Below are 19,409 nucleotides of genomic sequence, written 5' to 3' on the forward strand. Positions count from 1 at the left end.
GCCAGGGTGGACGGCGGCTCGGGGCGGCACGTCCTGCGCCACGTCGTGCTGCCGCAGCTGCGGCCCGCCACCGTCTTCCTGGTGATCTGGCAGACGATCACCGCGCTGCAGCTGTTCGACCTCGTCTACACCACCACGAAGGGCCAGCCGCTCGACTCCACGACGACGATCGTGTTCTACCTCTACCGGCAGGCGTTCCAGCTCTTCCACTCCGGCTACGGCACGGCCATCGCCTACGTCCTGTTCCTCGTGACGCTCGCCGTGTCGGGCGCCGTCCTGTGGAGGAGTGCGCGATGAAGCGCCGCAGCCTCGCCCACCTCTTCCTGATGCCGCTCGCGCTGCTGTTCGTGGCGCCGCTGGTGTGGATGGTGCTGACCGCGTTCATGCCGGACGCCGACATCAACACCTACCCGCCCAAGCTCTGGCCCGAGCACTTCACGCTGGCCGGGTTCAGGCGGATCTTCACCGAGGACGACTACCCGCTCTGGCTGGCCAACACGGTGATCGTGGCCGGATCCGCCGTGCTCGGGCACGTGGTGCTCTGCTCCCTGGCTGGGTACGGCTTCGCCCGGATCGAGTTCCGCGGCCGCGGCATCGCCTTCGCCGCGGTCATGGCGACCATCATGGTGCCGACCCAGGTGCTGATGATCCCGACGTTCCTGCTGTTCAAGAACATGGGGTTGATCGACACGCTGGGCGCGGCCCTCGTGCCGTGGCTGGCGTCGGCGTTCGGGGTGTTCCTCATGCGGCAGTTCTTCCTGTCGCTGCCCAAGGAACTGGAGGAGGCCGCGGTCATCGACGGCTGCTCCCGGCTCGGGGTGTTCTTCCGGGTGGTGCTGCCGCTGGCCCGGCCCGCGCTGGCCACGCTGGTGGTGTTCACGCTGCTCGGCGCATGGAACGACCTGATCTGGCCGCTCATCGCGATCTCGTCGGAGTCGAGCTACACGCTGCAGCTCGGGCTCGCCACGTTCGCCGGGGCCCGGCACACCGAGTGGTCGGCGCTGATGGCCGGGAACGTGGTGGCGGTGCTGCCGCTGGTGGCCGCGTTCGTGCTGGCGCAGCGCCACTTCGTGGCCACGATGAGCTTCAGCGGACTCAAGGGCTGAGGATGTTTGCACTGGTGGGGCGTGCGTAGGAGGATGCGCACAGCCCACCAAGGAGGATGACATGTCGGTGTTGCAGAGTTTCGTGGAGAGCGTGCGCAGCGGGGCGATCGAGGTGATCGACCTCACCGCGCCCCTCTCGTCCGAGACGCCGATCCTCCAGTTGCCCGAGCCGTTCGGCAACACGATCCCGTTCCGCCTGGAGGAGATCAGCCGCTACGACGACCGCGGCCCCGCCTGGTACTGGAACGACATCCACACCGGCGAGCACAGCGGCACCCACTTCGACGCCCCCATCCACTGGATCACCGGCCGCGACGGCCAGGACGTCTCCCAGGTGCCCGCGCGCAGCCTCATCGCGCCCGCCGTCGTGCTCGACTTCTCCGCCGAGGCGGCAAAGGACCCCGACTTCCTCCTCCAGATCGACCACGTCCAGGAGTGGGAGCGCGCCAACGGGCCGCTGCCCGACGGCGGCTGGCTGCTCTACCGGACCGGCTGGGACTCCCGGGCCGGCGACCAGGCCGCCTTCCTGAACGCCGACGCCACCGGCCCCCACACGCCCGGCATGTCGGTTGAGTGCGCCTCGTGGCTGGCCTCCTCCACGCCCATCGTCGGCATCGGCGTCGAGACCGTCGGCACCGACGCGGGCGCCGCCCACTCCTTCGACCCGGCCTTCCCGTGCCACTCCTACCTGCTGGGGGCGGGCAAGTACGGCCTCACCCAGCTGTGCAACCTGGACCGGCTGCCCGTGACCGGCGCCGTCGTGGTCGCGCCGCCGCTGCCCATCGTGGGCGGCTCCGGCAGCCCCGTACGCGTGCTGGCCCTGGTGGAGCGTTGATCGTCGCGGAGGCCGTGGGCCGGGCCCTGGCCGCCTGCGGCGTCGAGACCGCTTTCGGAGTGGTCGGCAGCGGCAACTTCCACGTCACGAACGCCCTCGTGGCCTGCGGCGTGCGTTTCGTCGCCGCCCGCCACGAGGGCGGGGCCGCCACGATGGCCGACGCGTACGCGCGCATGAGCGGCGGGGTCGGCGTCGTGTCGGTGCACCAGGGGCCGGGGCTCACGAACGCGATGACCGGCCTCACCGAGGCGGCCAAGAGCCGCACGCCGCTGATCGTGCTCGCCGGAGAGGCCACGGAGGTCCAGTCCAACTTCCACATCGACCAGGCCGCGCTGGCCACGGCGGTGGGAGCGGTGCCGATGAGGGTCACCTCGCCGGAGGAGGCGGTGTCGCGGGCGGCGGAGGCGTACCGGGTGGCCGTGGAGGAGCGGCGCACGGTCCTGCTGAACCTCCCCCTCGACGTCCAGGCCGCCCCCTTCGACGGGCCCGTGGAGCCGGGCACGGGCCGCGCCGGGGCTGCCGCCGCCGTCCCGTCGTCTCTGTCCGGGGTGGCGGAGCTGGCGCGGCTGCTGGGCTCGGCCCGGCGGCCGGTCTTCATCGCCGGGCGCGGCGCCCGGCACGCGCGGCGGGAGCTGGACGAGCTCGCCGGCCTCACTGGTGCTCTGCTGGCCACCTCGGCCGTCGCGAAGGGCCTCTTCCGCGGCAGCCCGTGGGACCTCGACGTGAGCGGCGGCTTCGCGACGCCCCTGACCGCCGAGCTCATCCGCGACGCCGACCTGGTCGTCGCGTGGGGATGCGCGCTGAACATGTGGACCACCCGCCACGGCACGCTGATCCAGCCGGGCGCCAAAGTGGTCAAGGTGGACCTCGACCCGGTGGCCTTCAAGACTCATGTGCCCGCCGACCTGGGCGTGGAGGGCGACGTGGCCGCCGTCGCCAAGGCCCTGGCGACCGGTCTCACCCCACGTCAGGGGTACCGGTCGGAGGAGATCGCGCGGCGCATCCGGGCCGAGGGGCGCTGGCGGGACGTGCCGTACGAGGACGAGAGCGGCGGCGGGCGGATCGACCCCAGGACGCTCACCATCGGGCTGGACGACCTCCTGCCGCGGGAGCGCATCATCGCCATCGATTCCGGAAATTTCGTGGGATATCCGTCGATGTTCCTCGATGTCCCGGATGAGGGTGGGTTCTGCTTCACGCAGGCGTTCCAGTCGATCGGGCTGGGGCTGGCGACGGCGATCGGCGCCGCGGTGGCCCGGCCGGACCGGCTGCCGGTGGCCGCGCTCGGCGACGGCGGCGCCCTCATGGGCATCGCCGAGCTGGAGACCGTCGTCCGGCTCGGCCTCCCGATGGTGATCGTGGTGTACGACGACGAGGCGTACGGGGCCGAGGTCCACCATTTCGGGCCGCACGGGCACCCGCTCGGCACGGTCACGTTCCCGCCCGTCGACCTCGCCGCCATCGCCCGGGGCCACGGCTTCGCCGCCGTGACGGTCACCGAGCCGTCCGACCTGGCGGGCGTGGCCGAATGGCTGGACGGGCCGCGCGACCGGCCGCTCCTGGTGCACGCCAAGGTCACGGGGGAGCACGGCTCCTGGTGGCTGGAGGAGGCCTTCAAAGGCCACTGAGCTCCAGAGCTCGCGACAGGTGCGGCCTCCTCGGCTGAGCTTCAGAGCTTGCGGTAGGTGCGGGCCTCCTCGGCCGCCTCCAGCACGTCGGAGAGCGGCACGCCCGCGCCCGCCGCCACCGCCGCCGCGATAGCCCCCTCCACGAACGGCACGTCCGCCACCACCACCCGCCCGTCCTCCTCCAGCAGGCGGGCGGTCAGCACCGAACTGCCCAGGTCGGGGATCAGCACCACCCCGTCCCCCTGGTCGACGCTGCGCAGCGCCGCCTCGATGAGGTCCACGCTCGTGCCCAGCCCGCCGTCCGCGGTGCCACCGGCGGCCGCCACCGGCGTGCCTGCACCGGCGATCCCGCGAGCCAGCGCCGCCGCCTCGGCCGCCAGCCCCGCACTGTGCGCGACGAGCACCAGGCCCACCATCACGCTCCTCCAGCCTCGGCACAGACCGCCGTTCCGGCGCCGGGGGCGGCCATCACGCCACCACCTCGGCCAGGGCCGCCATGAACAGGGCCGCCGACGCCGCCCCCGGATCCTCGTGCCCGATGCTGCGCTCGCCCAGATAGCTGGCCCGACCCTTCCGAGCCTGCATCGGAATCGTCGCCTTCGCCCCCTCCTCGGCCGCCTTGGCCGCCAGCTCGAACGCCTCCCGCACCCCCACCCCGTCACGTACGGCCAGAGCAAGCGCCCGCGAGGCCGGAGCCAGCGCGTCCACCATGGTCTTGTCACCCAGCGCGGCCTTGCCCAGCCGTTCGAGCGCCACCACCCCGTCCTCGAAGGACGCCGCGAACGCGGCCAGCGTCACCGGCGACTCCAGCGACTTGGCCATCTGCCGGAACACGGACCCGTACAGCGGCCCCGAGGCGCCCCCGACGCGGCGGATCAGCGTCGCGCCCGCCATGGCCAGCACCTGCCCCGGCGAATCGGGCGGCGACCCGGCCAGCGCCGCGCGGACCTCGGTGAGGCCGCGGTCGAGGTTCGTGCCGTGGTCGGCGTCGCCGATCGCCGCGTCCAGCTGGGTGAGCCGGTCGCGGTCCCTGTGCACAAGCCTGGCCGCCTCCTCGAACCAGGCCACGAACACCTCGGCGTCCATCAGCGCCCCCAGCGCAGCCCCGGCGTCTCGACCGGCGCGTCCCACAGGCGGGTCAGCGTGTCGTCGAGCAGGCAGATCGACACGGAGAAGCCCTGCATGTCCAGGCTCGTCACGTAGTTGCCCACCAGAGAGCGCGCCACCCGCGCCCCCTTGCCCTTGACGAACGCCGCCACCTCGGCGAAGACCACGTACAGCTCCATGAGAGGGGTCGAGCCCATGCCGTTCACCATGACCAGCAGGTCGCCGCGGAGCGGCAGATCGCCGTGGATCGCCTCCATGGCGACCCCGGCCAGCTCACGCGCCGACACCATCGGCACGCGGGCCCGGCCCGGCTCGCCGTGGATGCCGATGCCCAGCTCCACGTCCGACTCCGGCAGGTCGAACGTCGGCTTGCCCACGTGCGGCGTCGTGCACGACGTCAGCGCGATGCCGAACGACCTGCTGCGCTCGTCGACCTCGCCCGCCACCAGCGCGACCTGGGCCAGCGGCGCTCCCTGCTCGGCCAGCGCGCCCGCCGTCTTCTCCACGAACACCGTCGCCCCGGTGCCGCGGCGGCCCGCCGTGTAGAGGGAGTCCTGCACGGCCACGTCGTCGTCGACCAGCACGCTCGCCACCTCGACGTCCTCGACCACCTCGGCGGCCATCTCGAAGTTCAGCACGTCGCCGGTGTAGTTCTTGACGATGTGCAGAACCCCCGCGCCGCCGTCGACCACCCTGGTCGCGTCGATGATCTGGTCGGGGACCGGCGAGGTGAAGATCTCACCGGGGCAGGCGGCGTCGAGCATGCCATACCCGACGAAACCGGCGTGCAGCGGCTCATGCCCCGAGCCCCCGCCCGATACCAGGCCGACCTTCCCGGCCCGCGGGCCCTCGGCCCGGTAGACCACCCGGTCGCGGATCCGCAGCGAGGGGTGGGCCGCGGCCATACCGTTCAGTGCGTCCTCAACGACGGAGTCGGCCGTGTTGATGAGCTTCTTCATGGTGAGGAGATCTGCCCATTTTCACGAAGGCGCAAGCGTCGTAGCGTGGTCAGGGTGGATGTCGTCTACAACCCCTACGACCCGCTGATCAACGACGACCCGTACCCCGTCTACGCGCGGTTACGCAGGGAAGCACCGATCTATCACAACGCCGAGCTCGGCTTCTGGGCGCTGTCGCGGCACGCCGACGTGTCCGCCGCGCTCGGCGACAGCGCCCTCCTGTCCAGCGACCACGGCCCCATGCTCGACCCGGGCGCGTGGGGGCCGCAGGCGCGCACGTACCTGTCGTTCGTGGCCATGGACCCGCCGGAGCACACCCGCATGCGGGCCATCGTCTCGCGCGCCTTCACCCCGCGCAGGGTGGCCGCGCTCGAGCCCATGATCAGGCAGATCGCCCGGGGCTACATCGAGGAGGGGCTCGAGCGCGGGACGTTCGACTTCGCCCGCGAGTTCGCGGCCAAGCTGCCGCTCGACGTGATCTCCGAGCTGATGGGCGTGCCCCCGTCCGACCGGGCCGGCGTACGCCGCAGGTCCGACGCGCTGGTCAACTACGACCCGGGCGGGAAGATGGCGGAGAACGGGCTCAAGAGCATCTTGTCGCTCGGCGACTACTACGCCTCGATCGTCGCCGACCGCCAGGCCACGCCCCGCGACGACCTCGTCTCGGCGCTCGCCGGCGACGGCGAGCTGAGCGTCGAGGAGATCGTGGCGTTCGTGTTCCTGCTGATCGGGGCGGGCTCGGAGACCACCACTCACCTGCTCAGCGCCGCCTGGTACTGGGCGTGGCGCAACCCCGACCAGCGCGCCGCCGCCTTCGGCGGGTCGATCGCGCAGTGGGCGGAGGAGTCGCTGCGCTACGACACCCCGGCGCACGGCCTCGCCCGCCGTCTCACCTCGCCCACCGAGTGGTACGGCGTCCTCGTGCCCGCCGACGCCAAGGTGTGGATCCTGATCGGAGCCGCCAACCGGGACGAGTCGGTCTTCCCCGACCCCCACGTCTACGATCTCGGCAGGGACACGTCGAAAGCCATCAGCTTCGGCGTCGGCCGCCACTACTGCCTCGGCGGCCCGCTGGCCCGGCTGGAGGCGCGGGTGGCGCTGGAGGAGCTGACGAAGGCCGTCTCCTCCTCGTACGAGATCGACGAGGAGGGCATCCGGCGCACCTCGCACGGCAACGTCCGGGGGATGGTCCGGCTCCCGACTACCGTGACACCTGCCTGAGTAGGCTACCGTCTGCTCATGGCTGAGATCGTGTACCCGCCGGTGATCGCCGCCGCGCGGACCCTGTTTCGCATGCTCGACGTCCGCTTCCACATGGAGGGGACGGAGCACGTGCCGCAGACTGGGGGAGCGGTGTTGGTGAGCAACCACATCAGCTACCTCGACTTCATCTTCGCCGGGTTCGCCGCGTTGCCGTCCCGCCGGCTGGTGCGGTTCATGGCCAAGCAGGACGTGTTCGACCACCGGATCTCGGGGCCGCTGATGCGCGGCATGCACCACATCCCCGTCGATCGCGGGGCGGGGGCGGGCTCGTACGCCACGGCTCTCCGCATGCTCAAGGCGGGGGAGGTCGTGGGCGTCTTCGCGGAGGCGACCATCAGCCGCTCGTTCACCGTCAAGGAGATCAAGAACGGCGCCATCCGCATGGCCCAGGCCACCAACACGCCCGTCATCCCGGTGTCGCTGTGGGGCAGCCAGCGCTTCTGGACCAAGGGACGTCCCCGCAAGCTCACGCAACGGCACATCCCGCTCACCATCCTGGTGGGGGAGCCGATGCACCCCAAGCGCGGCGAGAACGTCGACGACCACGTGGCCGATCTGCACACCCGGCTGTCGGACCTGGTGGACCGGGCGCAGCGCAACTACCCGGAGGTGCCGCCGGGCGTCTGGTGGCAGCCCGCCCACCTGGGCGGCACCGCGCCCACCCCGGAGGAGGCGGCGGCCATGGACGCGGCGGAGGCCGAGGCCCGGGCCAAGAAGGAGTGACCCACCGGCCTGCGGCGCACTCACCTGCGCCTTCCTTGGCGTGCGCTCCTGTATCTGGTCCTCGGGGATTCCTCCGCCTCATTCCTCGAACGCGACCTGACCGGGTTCGACGGGTGGTTCGCACCCCCAGGCGGCCAGGCGTTGCACTGTGTGACGCTGTGGTGATCGCCCGCCGTCTGATCAAGCCATCAGCAGCCAGCGATGATCGTCGTACCCGTCGTTCGCCCAGGACGGGTCGTAACAGGTGAAGACGGTGAGCGGAAGGTTGTTGGCCTGATCGGAACCTGTGCTGGCCCACCCGGCCACGTCCAGGCAGAGGCCGTTCTTGTAGTTGATGACCAGCTGGTCGACGTGCGGCTCCACGACGTCACGTATGTACCACTCCTGATTGTCGTCGGCCGGTGTGGACGCGCAGTAATAGATGCTCAGCTGGGTCGCGGCCGGGGTGTAGCCGTAGCCGGGCAAGTCGAGGCAGAGCGAGCTTTTCACGTTGAGGAACTCGTAGAGTTGCACGCCGTTCACGACCCGGGTTGGCCGCGGGATCCAGAGCTGATTGTCGCCGTCGGAACTGTCGCACGAGAACTGCGTCACTGGCGTACCTGCCGGATCCGCCCCCCGGTTCGGGAGGTCGGCACACTTTCCCGTCGATCGGTTGATCATCGCTATCGGGGAACCGGCGGCGTACGAGGCGGGTGTCGAGATGATCGACATCGCCAGGAGCGTTCCGAGCACGACTCGGCTGAGCACCCTGAACATGGCATCTCCAGTGGGGGAACGGCGGCAGAGCGCGCCTGAACCAACGATGTTCGCCACGAATCGTGTCGCGTTGACGATGTGATCGGCCTGAGTATCCCCTACTCATTTCGGCTCCGAATGGCTGGACGAGACAATCGCCCAAGTTGGGCAGCCGATTCTTTGAGGAGCTTGATCGCGCGGTGAACAGTCTGCCGCCAGCTGTTCCAGCTCAACCCCGTGATCCAACCTGTACCGTCGCGCGGCGGCCCCTTCGGCTCGTCCGCACCAGCCGTCTGGCGTTCCTCTTCGCCCGCCGCCGGGGAGCGCCGGCCGGAGGTGGCCGCGTGCCGTCCTCACCTGGGATAACGGTCCGTTCCCGTCGACCGGTGTACGGCTCGATTCATCGTCGTCGTCACTAGCGGCAGAGGTGCTTGGGCTGGTCAACCCGCTGTTTGGCGTGCGGCCGTCAGCGCCTTTGCCAGGGTCTCCGAGTCCGCCGAGCGGCGCTCTCGGAGGACCTGCCATGACAGCGGCTGGGAGCACCATCGGCAGTCGAGTCAAGATCGTAGGCATGCTCCACAGTCCGGCTAGGACGCGGACCTTCGCATCCTGGCTTATAGGACAACCGGGACGGTGGTGAGCATCCTGCGTAACGGCACGCTGCCACCCGTGGAATTCGACGGCGAGCCGACGTGGCCCACCACGCCGGGCGGATCAGGACCGGTGCCCTGTGAGCGAGCCCGCGAGCGTGACGATCGCTGCATTCTGGCCACACCCCCGCACGAAACCACCGTCGAACGCTACCGGCAGCTCGCCGACGCGGGGATCGACCTGGTCATCACCGGAACTACCCCCAACGAACCCGCCATACTCTGCCACTCGCTCGCCTGTGCCGACACGGTGGGGCTCGGTGTGCTCGTCGCCTCCGACCCTCGGATCGACGTGCTCATGCGCGATCTGGACGTGGACGAGCGGCAGACCCGTGCGTTGATCTCCCGGGTGATCGACGACTACGAGGGCTACGGATCCTTCCGCGGCATCAGCCTGATGGACGAGCCGTACCCCGACCGCTTTCCCCCGCCTGGCGATCGGCGTCTCCGAGGTACGGTCGCGCGGCCATCTCGCCTACGTCAACCTCTTCCCCAGCCACGTCACCGGCTCCTACGACGCCTACGTGGGCGACTTCCTGTCGGCGGTCCGACCCTCCGTGCTCTCCTTCGACCGTTATCCCTTCCTGTCCTCGGGTGAGGACGACGGCTACTTCGCGGGTGTGCGGCGGCGCGGCGGCCGTGCGGCATACGGCCCGAGCCGCTGCCGCCCGGGACCGGCCCCCAAGGCCGCACGCCCGGGCGGCGGGCGAGTGCGGGGACGTGTGCGCGGCGCGGAGCGCCGGCGCCTTGAACCAGTAAACAACCTCTGAGCCAGTTCAGGCCTTGTCGGCCATGTCGGCCGTGTCAGCGTCTGGCCATGCTGGAGTTCACCGTTTCCGTCTGCCCGATCGATGCCGCTTGGCTGGCTGTGTCGCGTCTGCCAAGATCGCTCGTCATGGATGTGGACGAGTTCTGGCTCCTGATCGAGCAATCTGCGCGTGAAACCACAGGTAATGAGGCTCGTCTGGCATGGCTTCACGAGCGGTTAGTGCAACGGTCCGCCGAGGAGATCGTCGATTTCGACGCGTGGATACTCATGGCTCGGCGCAAGGTCGACACGTGGTTGATGTGGGGCGCCATGCGCGCCCTGTTCGGGGGTGGGTCCGATGACGGCTTCTGGTACTTCCAGATGTGGCTCGTCGGCCTGGGCCGGGTGGCCTTCGAACGGGTGGCCCATGAGCCCGATGCCCTGGTGGACGTTCCGGAGGTCCAGCGACTTGTCACCATGGAGCGGAACCGGCAAACGTGGACCAACGATGACTGGCCCAAGTTCGAACGGCTGGCTTATGTAGCCGTCAAGGCTTGGGAGCAAGCGACGGGCAAAGAGCATGAGGAACTAGCGGAAGCCCTTCGATCTCGCGGCTTCGAGTTGTTCGCGCTTCCCCACCCCAGCGACGAGGGATGGGAGCTCGATGATGAGGAAGAGTCCGCTCGCAGGCTTCCTCGAATCAACCGATACATGCGCGAACTCTACGGCCGACCCTAGATCACGAGGTCTATGCCGTTGTCGCTGCGTTCCTCTGGCGTGAGGTCGGCTTCCGGTTCGTCGGCGAGTTCGCGCTGGTAGCCGATCTCGTAGCGGTTGGCGGGAGCTTTGACCTCTGTGACCTCGATGGGGTGGGCCATGGTTCGGCGGATGACGAGGACGGCTTCGGCGTAGTCGATGCCGAGCGCGGTGCGTTCGTCTTCGTAGGCGATGCGGGCGGTGGTGAGAGTCATCCAGCGGACGGGTCCACGGATGAGGGACTGGTGGAAGAAGCCAGCGCGCTTGCGGTACTGGGCGAGGCGCTTGGGCTGATCCCAGCCGGGAAGCATGTCGGCGTTGGTGTAGGAGTTGATCTCCAGACGGGCCGATGCGCCGTGGATGGCGGTGGTGTGACCTCGGTGCCACATGCTACGGCGGCGGATGACCGGTGGCCGGGCCGGACTCCGAGCATGATCGCAACGTCGCGGCTGTCTCGTCGGCACCTCTCTTGGACAGGCTCTGGCGGCGTGCAAGTCCCGCGACGGGGCACCGGCTCGGAGCCGCTGCAGAACCTCCGTTCACCGGCTGGTGTTACCGCCACGGGCACCTCCGTCCATTCACGCCTGGGAGGTGCGGTTCTATCCGCGCTCACGCCGCATCCGTCAACTGATCCCGCCGCATCAAGAGATCAACTAACCGCTGTTGTCCGCGGCGTCCGGCACGAACAGACTCAATCTGTAGGTCGTCGGTTGCACCAAACGCCCGCAGAACGTGTCCACTCGAAGCATCGACCAGTCAGGCACCTGATGCTCGGCCTGCAGGCGGCGCATGTACTCCCGCCATGCTGCTTCTTCATGGGTCTCGAAGATCACTACCCAGTGCCCCGACGCACCGCCAAAGGTCGCCGCAGCGCGCTGACGACTCTCCTCTTGCTGCCGTTTTCTCTTCCTCTGCCCTGGCACGCAGTCCAGCATGGCGACCTGAGCCGACAGCCTGCAAGGGGAGATCAGCCCACCCGGTCAGATGGCCGCCTGGTAGGCGCTGGCGCGCATGCCGGCGAGTAACCCAGCCGTCTGCTCAGGCGTGTAGCGGCGCACCGGGTCGTGGTGGAGGAGCCCCTCGATCAGGGGTCGCATCAGCCCGGCCCGCCGAGGCGGCGGGTAGGGGCCGCTGCGGGCCATTCCGAGCACCGTCGCAGCGTCCTGCCCGGGGTAGGGCGGCTGGCCCTCGACGGCGCTGTAGAGGGTGGCGCCGAAGGACCACATGTCGGCCTCCTTGCTGGCCGGCCCTCCGTGCAGCCGCTCGGGCGCCATGAAGGCGGGAGTGCCCCGCAGGCGCCGGGACGTCGTCATCCGGATGTCGCCCTCGGCGGTCGCGATGCCGAAGTCGGTGAGCACCACCCGGTCACCGGTCAGCATGACGTTGGCGGGCTTCACGTCGCGGTGGAGCACCCCGGCCTTGTGCGCGGTGCGCAGGGCGGCGAGCAGGTGCTGGCCGATCGCGGCCACCGACTGGGCGGGCAACGTGCCCACCTGGGAGAGCAACTGGTGCAATGAGAGCCCGTCGAGATACTCCATCACGATCCAGAGCTTGCCGCCCTCCTCGATCAGGTCGTGCACCGTGACGATGTTCGGGTGCGTCAGGCCGGCTGCCATCCTGGCCTCACGCAGCACCCGGCGGCGCACCATCTCGGCCTCACCGGCCAAGGTCAGCTCCTTAAGCGCCACCGTACGGTGGAGGAGCTGATCGAACGCACGCCAGACGACGCCCATACCCCCACGACCGGCCTCCTCGTTCAGGAGGTACCGTCCGCCGATCTCCCGCATACCATCCCCTCATGCTCGGGGATAATCATGTCACTTCAGCACAGGCCGTAGGGTGCCTAACGTGATCCGGATATGTCGGAAAGTGTGGGTGTGCTGGTCAACGGCCTAGAAATTCGATCAGACAAAGCGCGCCACACCAGTCCGACACCCACCAAACATACTCCAGTAGCGCCCACGAGGACGGTGCCAAGCCCGGCGAACTCGGCCACCACGCCCCCCAGAGCCGCCCCGAGCGGCATCCCGGCCATGCCGACGAGGCGGTATGCCGAATTGACACGGCCCAGCAACTCGGCCGGGATCAGCCGCTGCCGGGTCGAGATCACCAGGACGTTGGCCGCCGCGCCCACCACGCCCCACAGGACGGCGGTCGGGTAGAGCGTCCACGGTGACGGCACGATGACCGGCACCAGGAGCAGCAGGCTGCTGGTCAGCCACGAGCCCACCAGCGTGCGGACCTCGCCGAAGATCCCTGAGGCCCGCCCCGACAGCAGGGACCCGAACACCGCCCCGACGGCGAAGGCGGTCATCATCAGGCCGTACTCGCGGGGCTCCAGCCCGATGTGCGACCCGTCGCCGACGGCCCAGAGCACGAAGACGGCGAAGTAGGCGGCGTTGGCGAGGTTGAGCATCCCGGCGGTGATGGCCAGGCTCCGCAGCACCCGGTGCGACCAGAGGTAGCGCAGCGCCTCGCCGATGTCCCGGCGCAGCGGCCTCCCCTCTCCTGGGCCATGGCTCAGGCGGTACGTGCCGCGCATGCCCAGCAGCAGCAGGCCCGCGGCGCCGTACAGGAGGGCCGGGGCGCCGAAGAGCACGGCGGGGAGCGCGACCACGAGCAGGCCCGCCAGCGGGGCGCCGACGAAGTCGTTGCCGATCATCTGGGCGGTGGAGACGCGGCCGTTGGCCCTGGTGAGGTGGTCCTGGGGCACGGTCATGGGCAGGATCGACTGCGCGGAGGTGTCCGCGAAGACCTCGGCCACGCCGGCCATGAGCACGGCCGCCAGCAGCACCCACAGGTCGAGCAGGTCGAGGAGCGCCAGCAGGCCCGCGATGGAAAGGATCACCGTGCGGGCGGCGTTGGCCAGGACCATGATGCGGCGGCGGTCGGCCCGGTCGGCGATCGCCCCCGCGTGCAGCGCGAACAGCAGCCACGGCGCCGTCGCGGCTGCTCCCACCAGCGACACCAGGGTGGGGGAACGGGTCATCGACACGGCCAGCAGCGGCGCCCCGACCTTCAGCACGCCGTCGGCCAGGTTCGACAGCGCGGTGGATGACCAGAGAAAACCGAACGAACGCCCCACTGCTCTGCTCCGATAGTGTGTAAGGGAAAGTGTGCATAGATTCCTTTGCAAAGATAGGCTTGCACAGCATGCAGAGCAAGAGCTTTTCCGCCCGGACGCTCGACGCGAACGCCCTGAAGTCCTTCGCCCACCCGCTGCGGCTGCGGATCTACGAGCTGCTGGACGAGCACGGGCCCTCCACGGCCACCAGGCTCGCCGCGCTGCTGGGCCAGAACACCGGCGCGACCAGCTACCACCTCAGAGAGCTGGCCAGGCACGAAATGATCGAGGTGGTGCCGGGGATGGGGCGCGGCAAGGAGAAGTACTGGCGCATCACGCCCGGGGGCTTCACCTACGGCGAGCCGGCTCCCGACCCCGAGACGGCGAGAGCGCTGGGGGTCCTGCTCGACGACCTGGTGCGCCAGCGCGGCGCGGAGCTGGCCCGGTGGCGCGAAGAGGAGGAGACGGCGCCCGAGGAATGGGTGCGGGCGAGCGGCTTCGGGCGGAGGTCGCTGCGGCTCACGCCGGAGGAGACGGTCGGGCTGCGGGAGGAGGTGTTCGAGGTGCTGGAGAGGTACCGGGCGCTGTCGGACCGCAGGGAGGGGGAGTCGCCCGCCCCCCGCGATCCGTCGATCGGACACGTGGTAATCCACTTCGACGTGCTCCCGGTGGGGGCCGGCCGGGAGACGCCGGACGATGTCAGTTGATGAGCTTGAGCGCGAGCTCGGACAGCCCCTCCGGAGCCGTCTTCGGAGACCCGGCGTTGAACGGCGGCTGCGGGTCGTACTCGATGGCCAGCTGCACGGCCTGCGCCGTCGTCGCGTCAGTCGCCTGGGCCAGCAGCGTCAGCGCCATGTCGATCCCCGACGACACCCCGGCCGCGGTCACGACCTTGCCCTCGCTGACGACGCGCTCGCTCACCGGCTCTGCCCCGTATTGGCGCAGCATGTCGAGGATGGCCCAGTGGGTGGTCGCCTTCAGCCCCTCCAGCAGCCCGGCGGCCGCCAGCACGAAGGAGCCGCTGCACACCGAGGTCGTCCACCGGGTGTGCTCGTGAGCCTGCCGGACCCAGCCCAGCAGCGCCTCGTCGGTCATGGCGTCGAACGTCCCCGGGCCGCCCGGGACCACGATCACGTCAGGGCGGGGCAGGTCCGCGTACGAGGCCGTGGCGGTGAGGGTGAGCGTGCCCTGGTCGTCGGTCACCGGCCCGGCCTCGGCCGCGACGAACGTGACCGTCCAGTCCGGCGCGAACGCCAGCACCGTGTACGGCCCGACCGCGTCGAGCGCGGTGAACCGGGGATAGAGGGGGATGGCCACATGCATGGCTACTTCTCCTTCGATCGGAGACCTAGGGCGCGGACCCATGGCTTCAGCCATGGGGGTAAGCCCTTCTGTCGAATCTTTGAGCGGTAGATAGATCAACGCCGTATATTGATCCGTGTGGCTGTGACCTTGTGTCAGCGGCCAGGCGCGAACAGCGACATCGCCTTCCAGTGCGCTTTTCACGTGGTGTGGTGTCCCAAGTACCGCAGGCGGGTGCTGGGCGGACGGGTCGAGGTGCGGCTGAAAGAGCTGATCCGCGAGGTGATCGAGGAGAAGGGGCATGGCTGGTGGAGATGGAGGTCATGCCCGATCACGTTCACCTGCTGGTGGAGGTGGATCCGCAGTTCGGGATCCACAAGCTGGTCAAGGCCATCAAGGGCCGTTCCTGGCGCGTCCTGCGTCAGGAGTTCCCGAGCTTGAAGTCGAAATTGCTGACATTGTGTACCAACTCCTCCTTGGTGGCCACCGTGGGCGGGGTACCCCTGGATGTGGTCGAGCGGTATGTCGAGAGCCAGAAGAACCGGTGATCGCGGATGCTGGCCGGACGTAAGTACCGCCTGGACTTCACGCCTTGGCAGGCATGCTTCGCCGAGCGGATCGGCGGCGCTTGCCGCAGTGTGTGGAACACCGCCCTGGAGCAGCGCCGCACCTACCGCCGCCGGGAGGCGTGGATCGGCTACCACGAGCAGGCCCGCCAACTGGCTGAGGCCAAGGGCGAGTTCGAGTGGCTGGCACAGGTGCCCGGCCATTGCCTTCAGCAGACGCTCATCGACCTGGACCAGGCGTGTTCCCGGCACGGGACGTGGAAGGTCCGCTGGAAATCCAGGGCCAGGAGCGCCCCCAGCTTCCGGTTCCCCGAGGGCGCCAAGATCGTCATCGAGCGGTTGAATCGGCGCTGGGCGCGGGCGAAACTCCCCAAGCTCGGCTGGGTCCGCTTCCGCATCACCCGCCCGCTGGGCGGGACGGTCAAGAACGCCACCGTCAGCCGGGACGGCAACCACTGGTATGTCAGTTTCCTCGTCGAGGACGGCGTGATCACACCCGAGCGGCATGCCAACCCGGGCAGCGCGGTCGGCATCGACCGGGGCGTGGCCAAGGTCGTCACTCGCTCCGACGGGCTCTTCCACCACCAGGTGTTCGCCCGCGGGCGGGAGGTCGAGCACGCCGCCACGCTTCAGCGTCGCCTGGCCCGCGCCCAGAAGGGCTCGGCCCGGCGTAAGCATGTTGCCGTCAAGCTCGGCAAGGCGTTGGCGAAGGTACGGCGTCGCCGCGCTGACTTCGCCGCCAAGACCGCCCACTCCTTGGCCACGAGCTTCGAGCTGATCGTGCTGGAGGCCCTGGCGACCAAGAACATGACCGCCGGGGTAGCACCCAGGCCAGACCCCGAGCGGCCGGGCGCGTTCTTGCCCAACGGGGCTGCGAGCAAGTCCGGCCTGAACCGGTCCATCCTGGACAAGGGCTGGCACCGGATCGAGCTGGCCACACGCGGCAAGGCCCGCTACACGGGCACCTGCGTGATCTCTGTCAACCCGGCGTACACGAGTTTGACGTGCAACGTGTGTGCGATGGTGGATCGTAAGTCCCGCGAGAGCCAAGCGGTCTTCCGGTGTACCTCGTGCGGCCACACCGAGCACGCCGACGTGAACGCCGCCAAGAACATCCTCACCGCCGGGAGGGCGGAGTTCGTGCAGCCCGGACCGGGTGTACGAGCTGGGGCGCGCAAACCACGCAACCGCGTGGGCCGGAAGGCCAACCGCCAAGCAACAGCAGCCCAGACCACCGCGCAGACGGAGCCCGAGCTGGCTGGAATCCCCCGACCTTAGTCGTGAGGAGCGCTTCAATGGAACCTGCGACGGCGGTCGCCAGGTGAGATCCGCCAGTGGCGGCGGAAGACGTGGTAGAGGGTCTCCGGCGTGCCGAGCCCCGACTCCCTGGCCACCCTGTCCAGCGGATGGCCGGTGACCTCCAGGAGCCGCCTGGCGGCCTCGGCCCGGCTTCGCTCGACGTATCGGTCGGGTGACAGGCCGGTCTGCTCGGTGAAGACGCGGGAGAAGTGGCGCTCGCTCATCCCGGCCCGCGCGGCGAGCGCGGGCACGCTCAGGTCGGTGGCGGGGTGGCGGGGTGGCGGGGTGGCGGGCCTCGATCATCTCGCGTGCTTCGTCGGCGTTGTCCTGGTGCTGCTTGGCGGCCCACGTGTGGCCCTTCTCGGAGCGCCGGGCAGCGTTCGCGCTCTCGTCACGGACAATCTTCTGCAGGTCCGCGCGGCTGTACTCGCTGGGGATCAGCGGCATCTGACTCTCCTGTTGGGTCGTGTGTTCAGTGTGCGCTGGGCGGCTTGCTCGGGCCGCCGTCGTAGAGGAATCTGGCGACCGAGTTACCGAGCGCCCACATGCCATTCAGCCGGTCAACGGTGCGCCGCGGTACGCCTGCTCATCGGCCTGGGTGAAGCACGACGTCGGCGGCGGGCCCAAAGCGATGTCTCCGAGGGCTCTTACGCCTCTTGCGTCGGCTCGTGGCCTCAGTCGTCGTTGGGTGAGGCTGGGGTGAAGACGCGCTCCAGGAAGTCCTCGCGGGTCTTCTCATCGAGCTCTCCATCGAGGGCCAGGGCGGTGGCCAGGGAACCCTCGGTCACCTCCCGGGAAATCCCGAGCCGGCGCTCTGCTTCTCCGATGATCTCGCTGATGGTGTAGGCGGCGGTGGAGGGGTGGTGGCGGATGAGCCAGTCGAGCATGCGGGCTACGTAGTGGACGATGCCGTAGTGGGGTGGGTCCTTGTATGGGGGCTCCGGCTTTCCAGCGGCGACGGCGTTTTGGCGGTCGTATTCGTGGATGTTGCGGTGGAGCTGCTGGCCGGTGGCGAACTCGTCGAGGACGGCGTGGCGGATGGTGATGGCCAGATCCTCGGTGGGGATGATCGCATTCAGGCTGGCGGCGACGTCCCAGCCAAGTTCTTCAGCGACTTGTTCGACGGCGTGCTGGGCGCGCCAGCGCAGTGCCCAGCGTTTGCGGCGGTCGGGGTTGTCCCACAGGGCCGAGGTGAATACGCGGGTGAATCTCTTCCACAGTTCGGCCACGCCGATGGGCAGCGAGGCCGCGCCTACCTTGGCGGAGACGGCCTCATCGAGGCTTTCTGAGGAGCGGTGGCGGCGTTCGACCCATTCCTCGGCTACGGGGCGGGCCCAGACGTTGCGGCCACTGACGGTGGCCTGGGGCTGGGGGACGTCTCCTTCGCCGCGGGAAACGTAGGCGCGCAGGGTGGAGGGGGCGACGCCGGCGAGTTGGGCCATCTGGGTGAGGCTGACGAGCTGGTCGGCGGTGAGTTCGGGCGCGGAGAGCTTCACCACGTTGGGCGAGGCAGAAGATGTCTGGTGGTGGGCGGCCCAGGCGGCGAGGTCGTCCAGCCAGCGGCCCTGGTAAGGGGTGTCGAGGTCGACTTGGTCGATGTCGAGGATGTGACCATTGCCGGCGTCGGCGTCGCCGTTCTGCAGGAGGTCTGTGGCGGTGACGTCGGTCGCGGCCGGGACGCGGCGGCGCACGTATTCCTCGCTGGCCCGGTCGAAGATCTGGGATGGGCGGTACCAGGTGGTGCCGTCCCACCAGTAGCCGCCGGCGCGGAAGAGCTGGGCGGTGTCCAGGTAGTCCATGTGGGCGCCGGCGACGTCGGCGTCACGGTAGAGGATGACGGAGCGGCCATGCTGGGGATGCCAGCGGATCAGCCAGGCGAGATCTTTGCGGACGGGATCGGTGGTGAAGGTGACCCAGCCGCCGTCGCGGGTTCTGTCGTGGCGTCCCCAGGTGCCAGTGCCGTGGCGGCGGCCGATGGCTTCCACGGCATGGGGATCGTCGATGGGGATGTGAGCGTCGTCGACGAAGGGCAAGTCAGGGATGGGGTGGTCGGTTCTCAGCCCGTTGGCGACAGGCTGGAGCTTGTGCTGCGGCATTACGGCTCCTATTCGGCGTCTGCGCTGTAGCTATCTACAGCGTAGATGATGAAGCTCTACAGCGCTGATGGCGAGAGGGCTACAGCGCTGTCACTGGCCAATGCCTGCGGAGACGACGCCGGTCACGGTCGGGAGACTGGAGACAGGCAAGCCGTGGGTGGTTTCCCGGGAGTTGACAGGAATACCTGTCAATCAGGGCGGGGCAGGGCTGGATCATAGGTCGTGGAGGACGGTGTCGGCAGGGTCGCCGAAGAGGAGGCCGGGAGTAGCGAGCAGCTGGTCGACGGCCTCGATGCGGGGGGCGGCGCGGTGCACGACGACGCGCCCGTCGGGGGCGAGGGCCTGCCAGCGGCGACCGGAGCGGTATACGCGGCCCAGCTCGGTGTCCTCGAGGCCGTCGTGGATGTGCACGCGGTAGGAGCCATCGGCCAGGCGCGGCAGGTTCTCCGCGAACGCGGCGGCGGCCAGCTGCGCCGGCGCTCCCCGTCTCCGCCGGGGACTCGTTCTCTGTCTCGTCGGGCGACATCTCCTCCGTCGGCGTCGCCGGGCTCGCCGCCCCCTTCATCGCCTGC

21 protein-coding genes and 2 pseudogenes are annotated in these 19,409 nt (G+C 69.4%); 11 read left to right on the forward strand and 12 right to left on the reverse strand.

The window, feature by feature from the left end:
* From AB0J09_RS29015 to AB0J09_RS29030, 4 genes are all read left to right on the forward strand, one after another.
* Positions 1 to 297 (forward strand): sugar ABC transporter permease (locus tag AB0J09_RS29015; protein WP_360697816.1); only part of this gene is annotated, 297 nt, incomplete at its 5' end.
* A complete protein-coding gene (locus AB0J09_RS29020; RefSeq protein ID WP_360697819.1) occupies positions 294 to 1,106 on the forward strand; it encodes a carbohydrate ABC transporter permease in 813 nt (270 codons plus the stop codon). The genes AB0J09_RS29015 and AB0J09_RS29020, both read left to right, overlap by 4 nt.
* Positions 1,107 to 1,167: 61 nt before the next feature.
* Positions 1,168 to 1,941 (forward strand): cyclase family protein, encoded by a 774-nt coding sequence (locus tag AB0J09_RS29025; RefSeq protein ID WP_360697822.1) that lies wholly within the window; start codon positions 1,168 to 1,170, stop codon positions 1,939 to 1,941.
* Positions 1,938 to 3,569, forward strand: a complete 1,632-nt coding sequence (locus AB0J09_RS29030) for a thiamine pyrophosphate-binding protein (RefSeq protein WP_360697824.1) — start codon at positions 1,938 to 1,940, stop codon at positions 3,567 to 3,569. Before AB0J09_RS29025 ends, AB0J09_RS29030 begins: the two co-directional genes overlap by 4 nt.
* 41 nt (positions 3,570 to 3,610) lie before the next feature.
* On the opposite strand, the gene AB0J09_RS29035 is transcribed toward AB0J09_RS29030, so the two are convergent.
* From AB0J09_RS29035 to dhaK, 3 genes are read right to left on the reverse strand one after another with little or no spacing between them, the layout of a single operon-like run.
* On the reverse strand, positions 3,611 to 3,985 hold the full coding sequence (locus tag AB0J09_RS29035; RefSeq protein WP_360697827.1) for a phosphoenolpyruvate--protein phosphotransferase: 375 nt from the start codon (positions 3,983 to 3,985) through the stop codon (positions 3,611 to 3,613).
* Positions 3,986 to 4,037: 52 nt separating this feature from the next.
* Positions 4,038 to 4,655, reverse strand: a complete 618-nt coding sequence (gene dhaL, locus AB0J09_RS29040; RefSeq protein ID WP_360697830.1) for a dihydroxyacetone kinase subunit DhaL — start codon at positions 4,653 to 4,655, stop codon at positions 4,038 to 4,040.
* Positions 4,655 to 5,635, reverse strand: coding sequence for a dihydroxyacetone kinase subunit DhaK (gene dhaK, locus AB0J09_RS29045; RefSeq protein ID WP_360697833.1), 981 nt, complete (start codon positions 5,633 to 5,635; stop codon positions 4,655 to 4,657). The genes dhaL and dhaK overlap by 1 nt, the downstream gene beginning before the upstream one ends.
* A gap of 54 nt (positions 5,636 to 5,689) precedes the next feature.
* On the opposite strand from dhaK, the gene AB0J09_RS29050 reads away from it, so the two are divergent.
* Positions 5,690 to 6,856 (forward strand): cytochrome P450, encoded by a 1,167-nt coding sequence (locus AB0J09_RS29050; protein WP_360697836.1) that lies wholly within the window; start codon positions 5,690 to 5,692, stop codon positions 6,854 to 6,856.
* An 18-nt stretch (positions 6,857 to 6,874) separates the two neighbouring features.
* Positions 6,875 to 7,621, forward strand: a complete 747-nt coding sequence (locus AB0J09_RS29055) for a lysophospholipid acyltransferase family protein (protein ID WP_360697839.1) — start codon at positions 6,875 to 6,877, stop codon at positions 7,619 to 7,621.
* Positions 7,622 to 7,801: 180 nt separating this feature from the next.
* On the opposite strand, the gene AB0J09_RS29060 is transcribed toward AB0J09_RS29055, so the two are convergent.
* Positions 7,802 to 8,377 carry an RICIN domain-containing protein gene (locus tag AB0J09_RS29060; protein WP_360697842.1) on the reverse strand — a complete coding sequence of 192 codons (576 nt, stop codon included), beginning with the start codon at positions 8,375 to 8,377 and terminating at the stop codon, positions 7,802 to 7,804.
* A 615-nt stretch (positions 8,378 to 8,992) separates the two neighbouring features.
* Between AB0J09_RS29060 and AB0J09_RS29065 the strand changes: the two genes are divergently transcribed.
* Positions 8,993 to 9,604, forward strand: coding sequence for a hypothetical protein (locus AB0J09_RS29065; RefSeq protein WP_360697845.1), 612 nt, complete (start codon positions 8,993 to 8,995; stop codon positions 9,602 to 9,604).
* A 219-nt stretch (positions 9,605 to 9,823) separates the two neighbouring features.
* Complete coding sequence (locus tag AB0J09_RS29070; protein WP_360697848.1) at positions 9,824 to 10,492, forward strand: DUF4240 domain-containing protein; 669 nt, start codon at positions 9,824 to 9,826, stop codon at positions 10,490 to 10,492.
* On the opposite strand, the gene AB0J09_RS29075 is transcribed toward AB0J09_RS29070, so the two are convergent.
* From AB0J09_RS29075 to AB0J09_RS29090, 4 genes are all read right to left on the reverse strand, one after another.
* Entirely contained in the window at positions 10,489 to 10,899 is a 411-nt protein-coding gene (locus tag AB0J09_RS29075; RefSeq protein WP_360697853.1) for a hypothetical protein, read from the reverse strand. The genes AB0J09_RS29070 and AB0J09_RS29075 overlap by 4 nt on opposite strands.
* 264 nt (positions 10,900 to 11,163) lie before the next feature.
* On the reverse strand, positions 11,164 to 11,445 hold the full coding sequence (locus AB0J09_RS29080; protein ID WP_360697856.1) for a hypothetical protein: 282 nt from the start codon (positions 11,443 to 11,445) through the stop codon (positions 11,164 to 11,166).
* A 45-nt stretch (positions 11,446 to 11,490) separates the two neighbouring features.
* Positions 11,491 to 12,297 carry a serine/threonine-protein kinase gene (locus tag AB0J09_RS29085; RefSeq protein ID WP_360697859.1) on the reverse strand — a complete coding sequence of 269 codons (807 nt, stop codon included), beginning with the start codon at positions 12,295 to 12,297 and terminating at the stop codon, positions 11,491 to 11,493.
* 56 nt (positions 12,298 to 12,353) lie between these two features.
* A complete protein-coding gene (locus tag AB0J09_RS29090) occupies positions 12,354 to 13,595 on the reverse strand; it encodes an MFS transporter (RefSeq protein ID WP_360697862.1) in 1,242 nt (413 codons plus the stop codon).
* Positions 13,596 to 13,663: 68 nt separating this feature from the next.
* Between AB0J09_RS29090 and AB0J09_RS29095 the strand changes: the two genes are divergently transcribed.
* Positions 13,664 to 14,281 carry a helix-turn-helix domain-containing protein gene (locus AB0J09_RS29095; protein WP_360697865.1) on the forward strand — a complete coding sequence of 206 codons (618 nt, stop codon included), beginning with the start codon at positions 13,664 to 13,666 and terminating at the stop codon, positions 14,279 to 14,281.
* Here the strand turns inward: AB0J09_RS29095 and AB0J09_RS29100 are convergent.
* A complete protein-coding gene (locus AB0J09_RS29100; protein WP_360697868.1) occupies positions 14,274 to 14,897 on the reverse strand; it encodes a DJ-1/PfpI family protein in 624 nt (207 codons plus the stop codon). The two genes, AB0J09_RS29095 and AB0J09_RS29100, sit on opposite strands and share 8 nt — an antisense overlap.
* Positions 14,898 to 15,014: 117 nt before the next feature.
* Here AB0J09_RS29100 and tnpA point away from each other — a divergent pair.
* Together tnpA and AB0J09_RS29110 are read left to right on the forward strand one after the other, a co-directional pair.
* Positions 15,015 to 15,424 (forward strand): annotated as a pseudogene (tnpA, locus tag AB0J09_RS29105) (IS200/IS605 family transposase).
* Positions 15,425 to 15,430: 6 nt separating this feature from the next.
* Positions 15,431 to 16,720 carry a transposase gene (locus AB0J09_RS29110; RefSeq protein ID WP_360697872.1) on the forward strand — a complete coding sequence of 430 codons (1,290 nt, stop codon included), beginning with the start codon at positions 15,431 to 15,433 and terminating at the stop codon, positions 16,718 to 16,720.
* Positions 16,721 to 16,734: 14 nt separating this feature from the next.
* Here the strand turns inward: AB0J09_RS29110 and AB0J09_RS29115 are convergent.
* The 3 genes and pseudogenes from AB0J09_RS29115 to AB0J09_RS29125 all read right to left on the reverse strand — a co-directional run.
* Positions 16,735 to 17,001, reverse strand: a pseudogene (locus tag AB0J09_RS29115) (helix-turn-helix domain-containing protein); the annotation flags it as partial.
* Positions 17,002 to 17,415: 414 nt separating this feature from the next.
* Positions 17,416 to 18,837, reverse strand: a complete 1,422-nt coding sequence (locus AB0J09_RS29120) for a hypothetical protein (protein ID WP_360697875.1) — start codon at positions 18,835 to 18,837, stop codon at positions 17,416 to 17,418.
* A gap of 213 nt (positions 18,838 to 19,050) precedes the next feature.
* Entirely contained in the window at positions 19,051 to 19,248 is a 198-nt protein-coding gene (locus AB0J09_RS29125; protein ID WP_360697879.1) for a hypothetical protein, read from the reverse strand.
* Positions 19,249 to 19,409 lie beyond the last annotated feature (161 nt).

This window comes from Nonomuraea sp. NPDC049784 (assembly GCF_040659615.1).
GTDB lineage: Bacteria > Actinomycetota > Actinomycetes > Streptosporangiales > Streptosporangiaceae > Nonomuraea.